Consider the following 14,921-nt stretch of genomic DNA (forward strand, 5'->3'; position numbering starts at 1 on the left):
CCTCTCGGCTCCTGCTTACTTATTCTTGAAATTGAGAATGTCGATGGGCTGCACGGTGTCGCCCATATTGTTGCCGAAGGCATTGCGCTGGTAGGTGATGACCGCAGCGAGATCCACTTCATTCAACTGTGCACCGAAGGCCTGCATCGCCGGATTATTCGGCGAGCCGTTCACTACCATACTCAGGTGGCTATCCATTCCACCGGTAGCAACCTGGGAGCCGGCGATCGCCGGGAAGGCCCCGGGCACACCCTGGCCATTGGGCTGGTGACAGGCGGCACAGGCACTGTTGTAAACTTTTTTGCCGCGCTCGTAGAGCTCGTCGAAGGTGAAGGTTTTATTCGTCAGCTCCTTGATCAGTGCAGCCTGTTCGGCGCGCTCGCTCAACCAGGAGTGGTACTCGTCTTCCGGCACGGCCTTAACCACAATCGGCATAAAGCCGTGGTCTTTACCGCAGAGCTCGGCGCACTGGCCGCGGTAGATTCCCGGCTCATCGATACGGGTCCAGGACTCGTTGACGAAGCCGGGGATCGCATCTTTTTTCACGGCAAGGTCCGGCACCCACCAGGCGTGAATCACGTCGTTGGCGGTAATCAGGAAGCGGATCTTTTTATTGATCGGCACCACCATCGGCTCATCCACTTCCAGCAGGTAGTTTTCGGTTTTCGCCTGCTGGTTGTTGATCTGCGTGAGGGGGGTGGAAAGATTGGAGAAGAAGGAGACATCGGAACCCAGGTAATCGTATTTCCACTTCCACTGGTAGCCGGTGATCATGATATCGAGATCGGCTTCCTTGGTATCGTAGATATCGTACAGGGTTTTAGTGGCCGGAAAGGCCATGCCGACGAGAATCAGGGTGGGAACGATGGTCCAGGCCAGCTCCACCAGTGTGCTCTCGTGAAATTGAGCCGCCTTGTAACCCTTGCTTTTGCGGTGACGCCACATGCTGTAGAACATCACCCCAAACACCACAACGCCGATTGCCACGCAGATCCAGAAAATCAGCATGTGCAGATCGTAAGTGGTACGGGAAACTTCGGTTACCCCCTGGGTCATATTGACCCCCCAGCGCTGAACGCCCTCCTGTGCTTTTTCTGCCGCTTCTTGAGCGAAAGCACCGGGAGCGAGAGCCGAAAGGGTCAGAAAGGCGAACAGCCGTTTTAAGCCCATCAACATCGCCTGCAGATCTCCATGTTTGTTATTCTCGCGAGCCGCTTTCCTGCGGTCACAGCACTGCGAGCCGGCACACTGAAATTGCGTGCGCAGTCGCGGTATTGAAAACCACAAAATAGCAAAACCCTGTAACAGCGGTTGGCCGTTCGGAGGACTGGAGTCTGCCCCCGATCCACAGATCGGGGTATGTTCCACACATCATCATGTGGACATGCTGTAGTAAACCAAGACTACATACACTGGTTCGCACACCGGGCGAGGACCTCGACTGCGCGATACTGCTTGTCAGTGCAACTTGTTATTTTTACTTCAGATGTCGTCGCCCGGAAGGTACAACCAACAACCTGTGTCTTTTTGTCGCATCTAGCACGTTCAAAAGAAACACATTGCCAGAAGAAAGTCAATTAAACCGCCAACTTACATGAAAAATTCACAGGCGCGCCGAAGTGCCATTTCGCGCCGATTTTCCGCGCCCTACGTGCGGGTATGGCAGCTCGCCTGGCCCATGATCCTGAGCAACATTACTGTGCCTCTGCTGGGTGCCGTAGACACTGCCGTGCTCGGGCACCTGCCTAGCCCGGAATACCTTTCCGGCGTTGCCATTGGCGCCAGTGTGATTTCGATGCTGCTGTGGGCGTTCGGTTTTTTGCGTATGGGAACCACCGGGCTGGTTGCGCGCGCCGGCGACGATCGTGCCGGTGTCGCCTGGCTGCTGCGCGCCCTGTGCCTGGCGGCACTACTGGGATTTATGCTGCTGTTGCTAGCGTCACCACTGCTACCGCTAATCACCCAGTGGATGAACGCCAGCGCCGAGGCCAGCCCCCACGCGCAGGATTATCTGCAGATAAGGTTACTGAGCGCGCCGCTGGTACTGGCCAATTTCGCGCTGCTCGGGTTTTTCATCGGTCGCCAGGACAGCCGCGCGCCGCTGGCGATTCTGGTGACCGCCAACCTGCTGAATATCCTGCTGGACCTGCTGCTGATCCTCGGCCTGGACATGGGTGCGCGCGGCGCGGCCTGGGCCTCGGTGAGTGCGGACGTCTGCAGTTTTACACTGGGGTTTTGGTTGCTCGGCAAACGTCACCGGCCTGCACTGGTGGAATTGCGCAGGGTGCTGAAGAGCGTGGACTTCTGGCCGTGGCAAAATACTGGCCCCTGGAGAGAGCTGCTGCGGATCAACACCGACCTGTTTATCCGCACCTGCCTGCTGCTGTTCACCCTGACATTTTTCACTGCCCAGGGCGCCGCACAGGGAGATACGGTGCTGGCGGCCAACGCGATACTGCTGCAACTGCTGATGATGACTTCCTACGCGCTGGACGGCTTCGCCCACGCCACCGAGTCCCTGGTTGGTCACGCAGTAAGCCGCGGCTCCATGGCCCAGTTCAAGCGCACCAATACCGCTGCCGGGGTCTGGGCGCTGGCATCCGCGATGTTGATCACGCTGGTCCTGGTCGTCGGAGAAAGCTGGATATTGGCGATGTTCACCAATATTCCTGACGTTTTAGACGCAGCTGCGGTCTTTTATCCATGGCTGTGCGCATTGCCACTGGTGGCGGTTTGGAGTTATCAGCTTGACGGGGTTTTCATCGGGGCGGGAAAAAGCAGACAGATGCGTGACACCATGTTCATTGCAACTGTGATGGTGTTTTTGCCCTGCTGGTGGTTTACGCGCCAGTGGGACAACACTGGCATCTGGTTCAGCCTTTTTTTGTGGTTTGTCGCACGTTCCGCCGGATTAATGGTCTACTTTTACAACTACACTAAGAACAATTATTGGCTGTAACTGGAGCTACGGTACCGATTCCACGTCCAACGTTAAGCAGTCTTGTCCGCACACTTTTTTAGCCTATGGATAGGCTATGCAGAGTCAGGAATACTCTGGGGAGGGGCATGCGAACAAAGAAACGGGGAGGCGGTTTCGCCGTTTTCGTTTTGATGTATGTCTGACCATTACCAATTAATTCAGGACTGTATCGACCGTGCGGTCGCCGCCGAACAGGCGCGCGGGCGTTTTCGCCGTTCGCTGCACGATACCCTGCCGAACCTGCACCGCAGCATTCATCTGCCACAGCGGGACGCGCCCCTGCACATCACCTGTTTTGTGATTCGCTATATCCAGGCGATACCCACCTGGCTAAAGCGGCTGGACCAGATGTGTGATGCCGGCGGCCTGAATTTCCACCCGGTGCGGGAGCTGATTCTGCACAGTTTCAGTGAAATCCCCGAGCGCCAACCCCACGAGCACGGCCTGGGCTCGATTCTCGATGAGGCCTATCTGGCCCACCGCACCATGGAAGAAATCAACGATATGCTGCAGCCCCTGTGCGGCACACCGCTGCTGCCGATGGACCCGATGGTGGCCAACCTGGTGGTGCGGGAGTTACTGGGAGAAACGCTGGCGTGCCAGCTGGACGACCTCGCCGAAGTATTGCTGCAGCGCTTTGAGCCGGCGGAGCTGGATCCGGCACGGCTGGTTTCCATGATCCTGCACAAGCAGCGCTACGATGACGCGCCGGGCGAATGGCCGGACTTTGCCCAGCATATGCAGATCGAATTACGCACGCCAACCCTTACCCGCCACATGGATCTGTCGCACTGACGGAGACTGGCACCGGCGAACCGTTGTAACCGCTTACTGCTCTACAATCTGGCGCCAGTTACTAAAGAAATCCACTTCACCCTGCAGTAGAGACCGGTTCAGGTCATCTGCCCTGCGGTGCATTTTTTTATTGTAAAAATACAGACTGCCGCCGCGCAGGGTAAAACCTTTCGGGTTGTCTGTGAGCAATTGGTAAAACTCTTTCTGACGCTCCAGATATTGCAGAACCCGCCGCTTGCTGAAGCGTCCCCTGTGATATTTCTTGAAAATATTTTCCTGCAGCTGCTGCTGTGTCAGCGCCTGCGCCTCGGGAGAAATCCGGCTGACATCCAGCAATCGATTCACATCGGCACTCAGATCATCCAGATAACGGTCCGCCGCTTCCGCGGCAACTTTGGTGCGATAGATCGCTTTTTTGCGCCGCTCCTGAAACTGTTCACTTTTCGCCGTTTGCAGACTCCACATTTCCTTTTTCGCCATCTCCGTCAGCGGCCGGAAAATGGTTTTGTGCTGGCGATTGGAATTTACCGTAAGGCGATCACAGACTTCCAGCGCGCCCTGCCAGTCAGAAAATGGCTTGCCGTCGTACACTGCATTTGGCAATGTCGCCACACGCTGTTTGAGGCGTTTTTCTTCCGCATTTAACTGCCCGGGATTTTCCGCCCAGTCATTCGCCTGCAAAGTAAATAGAGATAGCAGTCCCTGATTAACGCAACGGGTTATTAGATGCGCGGTATGAGTCTGCTGTAGCGCGCGCACCTCACGGTAATGCTCGAGGCCATAAAAAGCAGCAATCGTCAGTACAATTGCCAGTGCAATCAGGGGATAGATTTTTTTCAAGGGAACACTGTTTGTGGATTATTTTTTACCGGCCGGCCCGGCGGGTGGTTGCAGTATTTTTACCGCGGTTTCTTCCACTTCCCTGTCTTCGGTCTGATTCACGCGGGTATCCAGTTCCCGCGGCGATGCCTGTAGGCGGATCTCGTCTTTGAAACCACAGGCCACGCATTCGCGATAGTTTTTATCGCCCAGTTTGTAATTGACGATCTTGTCCATTTCGCTGCAGCGCGGACAGACCGCGCCGGCAATAAACCGGCGCTTCATGGGTTTTTCAAATTCGTCGCTCAAAGCTTACCTCTTTAAAACCATTTCGCTTAAAAACGTCACTCAATGCCCGAGTGGCGCAGCAACGCGTCTATTGTAGGGGCGCGACCGCGAAATTCCGTGAACAGGTCCTGCGCGTCGCGGCTGCCCCCCTGCTCCAGCACGGTGGTCAGGAATCGGTTGCCTGTGGCCGGGTCGAAAATCCCCGTCTCTTCAAACAGCGAAAACGCATCCGCACTCAGCACTTCCGCCCACTTGTAGCTGTAGTATCCCGCCGCGTAACCGCCGGCAAAAATATGACTGAAACTGTTCTGGAAGCGGTTGTCCGGGGATACCGGCACCACCGAAACCCGAGCGCGCACGTCATTGATCAACCGCTGGATTTCATCCGCATTGGCGCCTTCCGGGCGCGAGTGCAGCAGGAAATCGAACAGGGCAAACTCCAGTTGGCGCACAGTGAACATCGCGGACTGGAAGTTTTTCGCGGCGAGCATTTTATCCAATAACGCCTGCGGCAGGGGCTCTCCGGTCTCAAAGTGCCCGGAAATCATCGCCAGAGCCTCCGGCTCCCAGCACCAGTTCTCCAGGAACTGGCTGGGCAACTCTACCGCATCCCAGGCCACACCGTTAATCCCGGATACCGCCGCCACATCCACCTGGGTGAGCATATGGTGCAGACCGTGGCCGAATTCGTGAAACAGGGTGGTGACCTCGTAGTGGGTCAGCAGGGCTGGTTTGTCTTTAGACGGGCTAGAAAAGTTACAAACCAGGTAGGCGACGGGCAGCTGCAGCCCCGCCACCGTCTGGCGGCGCACCCGCGCGTCGTCCATCCAGGCACCGCCGCGCTTCTTCTCACGGGCATAAGGATCGAGATAAAAACCGGCGATCGGCTCGCCGCCGCGCTTCAGCCAGTAGAAGTGCACGTCTTTGTGGTAGCTGGCCACGCTGTCGTCCCGCTCCGCCACCACCCCAAACAGCTTCTCCGCCACCGCAAACAGGCCGGACAGCACCTTCGGGTAGGGGAAATAGGGGCGCAGATCTTCCTGGCTTACCGCGTAGCGGGATTGCTTGAGCTTCTCCGCCGCCCAGGCCACATCCCAGGGCTGCAACTTGTCGAGGCCCAGTTCGTCGGCGGCAAACGCCTGCAGTTCGGCAAACTCCTTCACGGCGGCGGGCTTGGCGCGCTTGGCCAGATCCCACAGGAAGGTCTCCACCTCTTCCGGCGATCCGGCCATTTTGCTGGCCAGGGAGCGCTCGGCGTAATGCTTCATGCCCAGCAGATGCGCCTGTTCCGCGCGCAGAGACAGGATTTCCGCCATCACATTGGCGTTATCAAACTCACCGGCATTGGGGCCCACGCTGGAGGCGCGGGTGATAAACGCGTAGTGCATCTTGTGGCGCAGCTCGCGGCTTTCCGCGTGGGTCATCACCGCGAGGAAACAGGGCCCATCGAGAGTCAGTCGCCAACCCTGTTCGCCTTTTGATTCCGCCGCGGCGCGGGCGGCGGCCAGTGCGGACTCGGGGATCCCCGCCAGTTCAGCCTCGTCGGTGACCGTCAGGCTCCAGGCATTGGTGGCATCCAGTACATTGTTGGCGAACTGACTTTTCAGCTCCGCCAGACGCTTGCTGATGGTGGCGTAGCGCGCGCGCTTCTCGCCTTCCAGAGCCACACCGCCGAGATGCATATCCCGCAACCCGTGGCGCACTGCCTGCTTGCGCGCCTGGGGCCAGCCGGCAAACTCCTCGGACTTGGCCAGCGCGCGGTACACTGCAAACAGTTCCGGGTTCTGCCCCAGCTCGGTCCAGTATTCCGTCACCTGCGCCAGACACGCCTCGTAGGGCGCGCGCCAGTCGCCACTCAACACACTGTTCAGGTGCGAGACCGGCGAAAATGCCTTGCTCAACAGATCCTGCGCCTCCTCCAGGGGTGCCATGGTCTCATTCCAACTGGGGCCATCTTCCCGGTGTTTCAGGCAGGATTGCAGCTGTTCGCGGCAGTTGGCGATAAGCTCCTTAATGGCGGGCTCCGCGTGCTGGGGCTGGATGGTATCGAAGGGCGGCAGCAGCGGGGCAGTCAGCAACGGGTTGACGGAGGAAGAATCTGACATCGGAATTCCTTGTCGATGGGCGACCGGCAGCGGGGCGCGGATCGCGGGGACGGGTTAACATATGCCCAATATTCTAGTGGATTGCACTCGCTCGTTGCACACTAACACCTTGCTCGAAAGCCCGGAGGTCAGCTTTACCCATGTCCGAATTACCCCAACCTACCCTGCGCGCGCACCGCGGCCACAGCCCGAAACTGGGTGAGCGCGTATTTATCGACCCCCAGAGCACGGTAGTCGGCGACGTGGAACTGGGCGACGACTGCTCCGTATGGCCCATGACCGTCATCCGCGGCGACATGCACCGGGTGCGCATCGGCGCCCGCACCAGCGTGCAGGACGGCTCGGTACTGCATATCACCCACGCCAGCGACTTCAACGAAGGCGGCTGGCCGCTCACCATCGGCGAAGACGTCACCATCGGCCACAAGGCGTGCCTGCACGGTTGTACAGTGGGCAGCCGCGTATTGATTGGCATCGGTGCGATAGTGCTGGATGGCGCGGTGATCGAAGATGAAGTGGTACTGGCCGCCGGCGCGCTGGTGCCGCCGGGCAAGCGGCTGGAAAGTGGTTATCTGTATGTGGGTTCGCCGGCAAAGCAGGCGCGGCCGCTGTCGGAAAAGGAAAAGAAATTCTTCACTTATACCGCAGGCAACTACGTAAAGCTGAAAGACGAATACCTCGCCGGTTAATCCTGCAGTAACTGCATTTAGCGCGCGCTGATTCCGCAGGATCACCGCGCGGAGCGATCGAGATCAACAATCAGAAGTTCTGCCTCGCGGCACAATGGTTCCAGCATCTGTACTAAACCTGATGTACAGAATGTAAGTACGCATAACAACTTCTGATTGTGGACAACTCGATGACCGACAACCGCCAACTGCGTATTAACGGCCAGCGCCTGTGGGACTCCCTGATGGAGATGGCGCAGATCGGCGCCACCGACAAGGGCGGCTGCAACCGCCAGGCCCTTACCGACCTGGACAAGCAGGGCCGTGACCTGTTCGTAGAGTGGTGCGAAGACGCCGGCTGTACCGTCACCATCGACGATGTGGGCAATATCTTCGCCCAGCGTCCGGGAAAGAATCCCGACCTGCCTCCGGTGCTCACCGGCTCCCACCTCGATACCCAGCCCACCGGCGGCAAGTTTGACGGTGTTTACGGCGTACTCTCCGGCCTTGAAGTCATTCGCTCTCTCAATGACGCCAATGTGGAAACCGACGCCCCTGTTGAAGTCGCCGTATGGACCAACGAAGAGGGCGCCCGCTTCTCCCCCGCCATGATCGGCTCCGGCGTCTGGGCCGGCGAGTTCGACCTCCATTACGCCTACGCCCGCGAGGACAAGGAAGGCAAAACTTTCGGCGAAGAACTCGCACGCATTGGCTACAAAGGTGACATCCCGGCCAAGCCGCGCCCCCTCGCCGCCGCTTTTGAGGTGCACATCGAACAGGGCCCCATCTTAGAGGCCGAAGAAAAAACCATCGGCGTATTGAGCGGAGTCCAGGGCATGAACTGGTACGACCTCACCCTCATCGGCCAGCCCTGCCACGCCGGCCCCAGCCCCATGGAAACCCGCCGCGATCCGTTTATGGGGCTGCACCGCGTACTCGACGAACTCTACAAACTCGCCGAAGAACACGCCCCCTGGGCCCGCGCCACCTTCGGCGACATCCGCGTCGAACCCGGCAGCCGCAACACCGTGCCAGAAAAACTCGTCCTCGCCGTCGACCTGCGCCACCCGAACCAGAAAATCCTCGACAGCATGGACCAGCGCTTCCGCGAAATCGCCGCCCGCGTGGCCGACGACATCGGCCTCGAACAGCAGATCCGCGAAGAGTGGCGCTCCCCCGCCGTCGCCTTCGATTCCAAATGTGTGGAAGCCGTGCGCAGCTCTGTAGCCGAGCTGGGTTACAGCAACAAGGAAATGGTCTCCGGTGCCGGTCACGACTCCGTGTATATCTCCCGCGTCGCGCCCACCAGCATGATCTTTGTGCCCTGTGAAAAAGGATTGAGTCATAACGAAGCGGAAAATGCGGAACCGAAGGATCTGGAGGCGGGAGCGAATGTGCTGCTGCACGCGATGCTGAAGATGGCAAACAAAAAAGGCTAACGAAGCTAATTACCTAGATGCGAAGCGGCTGCTGCCGGTACCGATTCGCCAGACCTTCCGCGAGAGGGACCTCGCGGAAGAGCCCCCAGGGATGGGTTCACGGCGTGTCTGGCGAATCGGTACCGGCAGTGGCCGCGCCAACAGAGCTAGAACAAAGCTCCGAAAAAGATTCGAGAAAAAAACCATGACCGAATTTACTTACAAACACCGCAACGACAACGGCAACACCGCGCCGCTGAAAAACTGGGGCATCGACTCCGAATACGGCGTGCTCACCGACCTGCTCGTCGGCCCCATCGACAACTACACCTGGCAAATGGGCAACGCCGCCAGCCGCCGCTCCGTACGTCTCGGCCGCCAGTTCGACGCCACCGTCGCCAAACAACAGCATCGGGAAATGCTCGACGCCTACAAACAGGCCGGCGTCACCACCCACCTGCTCCCCGCCGACAGCAACCTCCCCTACCAGCTCTACGCCCGCGACAGCAGCGTCATGACACCCTGGGGGCCCATCGTTACGCAGATGTACTCCCCCTGGCGCCGCGGCGAATGGGTCGACGTGGTAAAGACTTACCAAAAGCTGAATATTCCGATTTACGACATCATCACCGCCGGCAGCCTAGAGGGCGGCGACTTTATGGTGCTCGAGCCCGGCGTCATCCTGTGCGGCTACAGCGGCGAGCGCACCTCACCGCAAGGCTTCAACCAGATGAAAGGCTGGATCGAAAAAGAAGGCTGGGAAGTGAAAGGTTACGAATTTGACCCCTACTTCCTGCATATCGACGTACTGGTAGCGGCGCTCGCAGAAAAGCTCGTCGCCGTGTGTGTGGATGCGGTAGAGCCAGAACTGATTCAGTGGTTCAAAGCCCGCAACTTTGAAATCATCGACATCTCCTACCCGCAGGTGATGGAGCTCGGCGTCAACGTCGTCGCCCTCGGTAACGACCGCGTCATGCTCCCCGCCGACAACACCGAACTGAAAGAAAAGTGCCGTGCCCACGGACTGGAAGTGATTGACCCGGATATCTCCATGATCACCGCCGGCGGCGGTGGCGTGCACTGCATGTGTCAGCCACTCGCACGGCAAGTTGCCACCAAATAATGTGGCGCAAACAAAAATGGCGACCGGTGGTCGCCATTTTTGTATCTGATTTACTTCCCCTGAGCCCGCAACCACCCCGACCCGGCGATCCCGCCTGCCGCGCAGGCCAGAATAATCACCAGCGGTGTCAGCGTCCCCAGCGCCAGCGCGCCAATACCCAGACCGCGCATCGGCAGCAATACCAGCAACAGAATCCCCGCCGGTATCAGCGAAAGCAGAAAGCCGCGGGTAATCCAGCTCTTGCGCCAGGGCAGCAGGAAAATCAGCCCGCAGATACCGCCCCACACAACCCGCTGATAAATGTACGCATTGGAAAGGTGCGGCGCGATGTCGACCGACAGCGCGCGGGTAAACCCGTAGTGGCCCAGCGCCCACAGGCCGAGTGCGTAACCGAGCCCGGCGATACCGCCGGCGGCAAAACAGATAGAAAGGTTTTTTATAAATTCGCGCATAAACATCCCCCGATTCTTCACGCCCCCGTCAGGAAATTTCCTAACGGGGTAATTGGGGAAAGTATGCCAGAACTAACAGAAAAGACCGCTAACGGGTTTGAATATCAGGCGGGGCGTTTGCTGGGGCCGTAGAGTTCTTCCAGCATCGCATCGATATGTTCGGCCAGTGCTTCCTGGGTATCGTCCAGCAAGATCACATGGCCCATCTTGCGACCCGGGCGCAGCTCCTTGCCGTAGGACCAGACACCGTCATTTTGCAGCGTAGGTTTTTTGTCCACACCCAGCATATTGATCATCACTGCCGGGCGCTCTGCAGTAGTAGCGCCCAGTTCCATGCCGAGAATCGCACGTACATGGTTGGCAAACTGGCTGGTCTTGGCACCGGCTAACGTCCAGTGGCCACTGTTGTGTACCCGCGGTGCCAGCTCGTTGATCAGCAGGCCGTCGTCGGTGACGAAACACTCCATCGCCAGCACACCCACGTAATCCCAGGCATTCATGAGAGTGGACAGATATTCTTGCGCGGTAGTCTGCAGCTTTTCATCCACATGCGGCGCCGGTGCAGTAGAGACCAGCAGAGTGCCGTTGTAGTGATCGTTCTCCGCCAGCGGGTACGTCACTACGTTTCCATCGGCGGTGCGGGCGCCGATTAAAGAAACTTCGCGGGAGAAGTTGATGCCTTTCTCTACCACGTATTCCTGCGCGGGTACCTGGTCGGCGATTGCGGCGAGGTCTTCGTCGCTGTTCACCCGCCACTGGTTCTTGCCGTCGTAGCCGTTTTCACAGCTTTTAATAAACGAGGGGTAACCCAGCTCTTTGACCGCCGCACAGATCTCGTCGTAATTGTTGGCGGGGCGGAAAGGGGCCACCGGCAGGCCGGCATCGGTGATCGCGGTTTTTTCGCGCACCCGGTGTTGGGTTTTTTCAAACGCATCCGGGCGCGGGTACACCGGGCAGAATTTTTCCAGTGCGCGCAACAGGCCTGCATCCACACCTTCGCGCTCGGCAGTGATGACTTCCGGGCTGCCCATCGCCTTGTACAACGTTTCGATATCTGAGCCATCGCCGGCGTCCACGATGGTACCCAGCCCTTCCACGCAGGTGGTGTTCTCACCACCCTCGGCGAGAAAACTGAATTCGATACCCAGCGGGCGGGCCTCCTGGGCCATCATCTGCGCCAGCTGACCACAACCGACTATACCTACACGTCTGGCTGTCATTTCCGCTATACCTCGTAATCGTTCACTAGTCGCCAAGCAATTTATTCAACTTCGAAGGGCACACCGGCGGTCTGCTTCTCGCGCCAGGCGATCAGGCGCTTTTGCAGTTCTGGATCCGTCAGGGACAGTATCTGTGCTGCCATCAGGCCCGCATTGAATGCGCCGGAGGCACCCACGGCCTGGGTCGCCACGGCCACGCCTTTGGGCATCTGGACAATGGACAGCAGGCTGTCCATACCGGTCATGAATTTGCTCGCCACCGGCACACCAATCACGGGCAGCGGGGTCATGGCCGCGATCATGCCCGGCAGGTGCGCGGAGCCGCCGGCGCCGGCGATGATCACCTCGGTACCGCGCTCATGGGCGGTGGTAGCAAACTCAGTCATGCGCTGGGGGGTGCGGTGGGCAGAAACCACGGCGGTGGCGAAAGGCACACCCAGATCGGTGAGGGGCTTGGTGGCCATTTCCATGGTCGGCCAGTCAGACTGGGATCCCATCACGATGGTGACTTTTTCGAAGGGAAGCTCATTCACTTTCGCATAACTCCAGGATTTCGCGGGCACGGGCCCCAAAAAATTAGGGGCGGAAGGATACCAAAACTCCGCCAGAAAAGTACGCCATACGGCGCTTTCCGCTGTGTTTCCGTCGCGATTGGGGTGAAATCTTACCGGCGAGGGCCCTATTCGGGGCCCCGGCGATGCTTTCACACTGCCAAAATCCCTACGATAGCGTCCGATAGGGTGTTCTGGTGGTCACTAGTCGATCCCGTGACCATCAGGTATTGGAAGGTTTTCGAACACTAGAGGCTGTTATTTAGCGGTGTCTGCGAGCTTTTTGCGCAGCGCATCCCGCAGCATCGCCAGTACAGGCTCTACAGCAGGCCGGACGCCGCGCCACACATAGAATGCCTCCGCGGCCTGCCCCACCAGCATCCCCAGACCATCAGCCGTGCGCGCGCCCAGAGGTTCCGCCCAGCGCATAAGCGCCGTGGGCTCGGCGCTGTACACCATGTCATAGACGCAACAATCCGGCCCCACCACCGACTCGTCGATCTGTGGCCGCTCACCGGAAAGCCCCGCCGCACTGGCGTTGATGATCAACTCAAATCCCGCCGGAATCCGATCCAGGCCGCCGGCCGTCACAGCCCCATAGGCCGCAAAATCCTCGGCCAACTGCTCTGCCTTGGACGCGGTGCGGTTGGCGATATGCAATTGCGCCGGCTGCTCTTTCAGTAGCGGCAGCAAGGTCCCCCGCGTCGCGCCACCGGCACCGAGCACCAGCACCTTCTTGCCCTGAATCATCCAGCCCAGATGATCGCGAATATCTGACACCAGCCCGGGGCCGTCGGTGTTGTCGCCGAGCAAAGAGCCATCGTCTTGCAGCGCCAGCGTATTCACCGCACCGGCTGTGCGCGCGCGCTCGGTGAGCGTATTGGCATAGGCAAATGCATCCAGCTTGAACGGGGCCGTCACATTCAGCCCTTTGGCGCCATCGGCAAAGAATGCGTCCACCACCGGTTTGAAACCATCCGGTTCTGCAAACAGTTTGCCGTACTCCAACGCCTGCCCGGTCTCCTGCGCGAAAGCGCTGTGGATCACCGGGGACATGGATTGTTTGATTGGATTGCCAATTACCGCGTACTTATCCATGTTCTCTCTGGTCCGTTATTTTTGTAATGCCTGTTTCAGCTGACTGGTTTCGTTCACACCAATCAAGCCGTCAATTTTCAAGTCGCCTTCATACTCACACACCATGTAGCGGGTGACCGCGCTGTAAATCTGTTTTGGTTTTTCGCCACTGCCATCCAGCAACACCCAATTCAGGGTGGCGAGGCTGGTGTTTTCATTCAGCTCGATCACATCAGTCACCGCACCGACGATCTGGCTTACGCCCAATTTCTCATAAAACTTCAGCAGCTTGTTTACCCGCCCGATGAAATATTCCCGGGAGAGCTGGGATTTTTTACCATTGGAGAAATAGTAGTGGAGCGGAAAACGATAGAAGTCCGCGATCTGTTCTGCATCGCGGGCTTCAAACAGGCGACGGTATTCCAGGAACAGTTTGTTAATATCTTCCAGGCGGGCCTTGTGCATACCTATTTCCTTTAGAAAAATCCCACAATACTGAGTTAAACCCAATCCCGGTGCGGCAAAAAATCTGTATACAGCTTTTCTTCCGGGGTGCCGGCTTCGGGATGCCAGTTGTAGCGCCAGCGCACTTCAGAGGGCAGTGACATCAGAATGGATTCGGTACGGCCACCGCTTTGCAGGCCAAACAGGGTACCGCGGTCGAATACCAGATTGAATTCCACATAGCGGCCGCGTCGGTAAAGCTGGAAGTCCCGCTCGCGCTCGCCGTATTCGGTATCCTTGCGTTTATTCAGAATTGGCAAATAGGCGTCCACATAGGAGTCGCCCACCGCCTGCATAAAAGCGAAGGCATTATCGAAACTGCCCTCGCTAAAATCATCAAAAAACAACCCGCCTACACCGCGCGCTTCATCGCGATGTTTCAGATAAAAATATTCATCGCACCACTTTTTAAAACGGGGATAGATATCTTCGCCAAAAGGCACGCAGGCATTTTTCGCGGTCTGGTGCCAGTGCACCACATCTTCTTCAAAGCCGTAATAAGGCGTCAGGTCGTAACCGCCGCCGAACCACCAAACCGGCTCCGCACCTTCTTTTTCCGCCACAAAAAAACGCACATTCGCATGACTTGTCGGCGCGTAGGGATTTTTCGGGTGAATGACCAGACTCACACCCATGGCCTGAAACGAGCGGCCGGCCAGTTCCGGACGCGCCGCGGTGGCCGAGGGTGGCAGCTTGTCTCCGAAGACGTGAGAAAAATTCACCCCACCCTTCTCTATCACGTTACCGTTTTCCAGCACCCGGGTGCGGCCACCGCCACCACCTTCGCGCTTCCAGGCGTCTTCGAAAAATTCGTTACCGTCCACCGCAACCAGCTCGGCACAGATCCGGTCCTGCAGTTGGAGCAAATAATTTTTGACAGCCTGGATATCGATCGTACTCATATCAATCTCAGTAAAGGTT

General features: G+C 58.1%; 15 protein-coding genes. 5 read left to right on the forward strand and 10 right to left on the reverse strand.

The window, feature by feature from the left end; translation table 11 throughout:
• Window positions 1-15 precede the first annotated feature (15 nt).
• Complete coding sequence (coxB, locus tag Q1A74_RS15180) at window positions 16-1,176, reverse strand: cytochrome c oxidase subunit II (protein WP_299598032.1); 1,161 nt, start codon at window positions 1,174-1,176, stop codon at window positions 16-18.
• A gap of 418 nt (window positions 1,177-1,594) precedes the next feature.
• Between coxB and Q1A74_RS15185 the strand changes: the two genes are divergently transcribed.
• Both Q1A74_RS15185 and Q1A74_RS15190 read left to right on the forward strand, forming a co-directional pair.
• Window positions 1,595-2,959, forward strand: coding sequence for an MATE family efflux transporter (locus Q1A74_RS15185; protein ID WP_299598035.1), 1,365 nt, complete (start codon window positions 1,595-1,597; stop codon window positions 2,957-2,959).
• Window positions 2,960-3,115: 156 nt separating this feature from the next.
• Window positions 3,116-3,775 (forward strand): hypothetical protein, encoded by a 660-nt coding sequence (locus tag Q1A74_RS15190; RefSeq protein ID WP_299598038.1) that lies wholly within the window; start codon window positions 3,116-3,118, stop codon window positions 3,773-3,775.
• A gap of 33 nt (window positions 3,776-3,808) precedes the next feature.
• On the opposite strand, the gene Q1A74_RS15195 is transcribed toward Q1A74_RS15190, so the two are convergent.
• The 3 genes from Q1A74_RS15195 to Q1A74_RS15205 are packed head-to-tail and all read right to left on the reverse strand — an operon-like array spanning window position 3,809 to window position 6,987.
• Window positions 3,809-4,615: a hypothetical protein gene (locus tag Q1A74_RS15195; RefSeq protein ID WP_299598042.1), complete on the reverse strand. Its 807-nt coding sequence runs from the start codon at window positions 4,613-4,615 to the stop codon at window positions 3,809-3,811.
• Between the two features lie 18 nt (window positions 4,616-4,633).
• Window positions 4,634-4,879, reverse strand: a complete 246-nt coding sequence (locus Q1A74_RS15200) for a YheV family putative zinc ribbon protein (RefSeq protein ID WP_299598402.1) — start codon at window positions 4,877-4,879, stop codon at window positions 4,634-4,636.
• Window positions 4,880-4,938: 59 nt separating this feature from the next.
• Window positions 4,939-6,987: a M3 family metallopeptidase gene (locus Q1A74_RS15205; RefSeq protein WP_299598045.1), complete on the reverse strand. Its 2,049-nt coding sequence runs from the start codon at window positions 6,985-6,987 to the stop codon at window positions 4,939-4,941.
• A gap of 140 nt (window positions 6,988-7,127) precedes the next feature.
• Between Q1A74_RS15205 and Q1A74_RS15210 the strand changes: the two genes are divergently transcribed.
• The 3 genes from Q1A74_RS15210 (at window position 7,128) to Q1A74_RS15220 (ending at window position 10,196) form a co-directional block, all read left to right on the forward strand.
• On the forward strand, window positions 7,128-7,676 hold the full coding sequence (locus Q1A74_RS15210; RefSeq protein ID WP_299598048.1) for a gamma carbonic anhydrase family protein: 549 nt from the start codon (window positions 7,128-7,130) through the stop codon (window positions 7,674-7,676).
• A 170-nt stretch (window positions 7,677-7,846) separates the two neighbouring features.
• Window positions 7,847-9,094 carry a Zn-dependent hydrolase gene (locus Q1A74_RS15215; RefSeq protein WP_299598051.1) on the forward strand — a complete coding sequence of 416 codons (1,248 nt, stop codon included), beginning with the start codon at window positions 7,847-7,849 and terminating at the stop codon, window positions 9,092-9,094.
• Between the two features lie 184 nt (window positions 9,095-9,278).
• Window positions 9,279-10,196, forward strand: a complete 918-nt coding sequence (locus Q1A74_RS15220; protein ID WP_299598054.1) for a dimethylarginine dimethylaminohydrolase family protein — start codon at window positions 9,279-9,281, stop codon at window positions 10,194-10,196.
• A gap of 50 nt (window positions 10,197-10,246) precedes the next feature.
• On the opposite strand, the gene Q1A74_RS15225 is transcribed toward Q1A74_RS15220, so the two are convergent.
• The 6 genes from Q1A74_RS15225 to hemF form a co-directional block, all read right to left on the reverse strand.
• A complete protein-coding gene (locus Q1A74_RS15225) occupies window positions 10,247-10,648 on the reverse strand; it encodes a hypothetical protein (protein WP_299598057.1) in 402 nt (133 codons plus the stop codon).
• A 104-nt stretch (window positions 10,649-10,752) separates the two neighbouring features.
• Entirely contained in the window at window positions 10,753-11,868 is a 1,116-nt protein-coding gene (locus tag Q1A74_RS15230) for a 5-(carboxyamino)imidazole ribonucleotide synthase (RefSeq protein WP_299598060.1), read from the reverse strand.
• A 41-nt stretch (window positions 11,869-11,909) separates the two neighbouring features.
• Entirely contained in the window at window positions 11,910-12,401 is a 492-nt protein-coding gene (purE, locus tag Q1A74_RS15235) for a 5-(carboxyamino)imidazole ribonucleotide mutase (RefSeq protein WP_299598063.1), read from the reverse strand.
• Between the two features lie 276 nt (window positions 12,402-12,677).
• Window positions 12,678-13,517 carry a shikimate dehydrogenase gene (aroE, locus tag Q1A74_RS15240; RefSeq protein WP_299598066.1) on the reverse strand — a complete coding sequence of 280 codons (840 nt, stop codon included), beginning with the start codon at window positions 13,515-13,517 and terminating at the stop codon, window positions 12,678-12,680.
• Window positions 13,518-13,532: 15 nt separating this feature from the next.
• Window positions 13,533-13,961, reverse strand: coding sequence for a hypothetical protein (locus Q1A74_RS15245; protein ID WP_299598069.1), 429 nt, complete (start codon window positions 13,959-13,961; stop codon window positions 13,533-13,535).
• Window positions 13,962-13,996: 35 nt separating this feature from the next.
• Entirely contained in the window at window positions 13,997-14,902 is a 906-nt protein-coding gene (gene hemF, locus Q1A74_RS15250; protein ID WP_299598071.1) for an oxygen-dependent coproporphyrinogen oxidase, read from the reverse strand.
• Between the last annotated feature and the right edge of the window lie 19 nt (window positions 14,903-14,921).

It is taken from the genome of uncultured Microbulbifer sp., from assembly GCF_947504145.1.
GTDB lineage: Bacteria > Pseudomonadota > Gammaproteobacteria > Pseudomonadales > Cellvibrionaceae > Microbulbifer.

Excerpts from the sequence above, each read along its gene's own strand:
- Q1A74_RS15205 (WP_299598045.1), bottom strand. The coding sequence starts at position 6,987 with ATGTCAGATTCTTCCTCCGTCAACCCGTTGCTGACTGCCCCGCTGCTG.
- Q1A74_RS15210 (WP_299598048.1), top strand. The coding sequence starts at position 7,128 with ATGTCCGAATTACCCCAACCTACCCTGCGCGCGCACCGCGGCCACAGC.
- Q1A74_RS15200 (WP_299598402.1), bottom strand. The coding sequence starts at position 4,879 with ATGAAGCGCCGGTTTATTGCCGGCGCGGTCTGTCCGCGCTGCAGCGAA.
- Q1A74_RS15230 (WP_299598060.1), bottom strand. The coding sequence starts at position 11,868 with ATGACAGCCAGACGTGTAGGTATAGTCGGTTGTGGTCAGCTGGCGCAG.
- Q1A74_RS15190 (WP_299598038.1), top strand. The coding sequence starts at position 3,116 with ATGTCTGACCATTACCAATTAATTCAGGACTGTATCGACCGTGCGGTC.
- Q1A74_RS15220 (WP_299598054.1), top strand. The coding sequence starts at position 9,279 with ATGACCGAATTTACTTACAAACACCGCAACGACAACGGCAACACCGCG.
- coxB (WP_299598032.1), bottom strand. The coding sequence starts at position 1,176 with ATGTTGATGGGCTTAAAACGGCTGTTCGCCTTTCTGACCCTTTCGGCT.
- aroE (WP_299598066.1), bottom strand. The coding sequence starts at position 13,517 with ATGGATAAGTACGCGGTAATTGGCAATCCAATCAAACAATCCATGTCC.
- Q1A74_RS15215 (WP_299598051.1), top strand. The coding sequence starts at position 7,847 with ATGACCGACAACCGCCAACTGCGTATTAACGGCCAGCGCCTGTGGGAC.
- Q1A74_RS15185 (WP_299598035.1), top strand. The coding sequence starts at position 1,595 with ATGAAAAATTCACAGGCGCGCCGAAGTGCCATTTCGCGCCGATTTTCC.
- hemF (WP_299598071.1), bottom strand. The coding sequence starts at position 14,902 with ATGAGTACGATCGATATCCAGGCTGTCAAAAATTATTTGCTCCAACTG.
- Q1A74_RS15225 (WP_299598057.1), bottom strand. The coding sequence starts at position 10,648 with ATGCGCGAATTTATAAAAAACCTTTCTATCTGTTTTGCCGCCGGCGGT.
- Q1A74_RS15245 (WP_299598069.1), bottom strand. The coding sequence starts at position 13,961 with ATGCACAAGGCCCGCCTGGAAGATATTAACAAACTGTTCCTGGAATAC.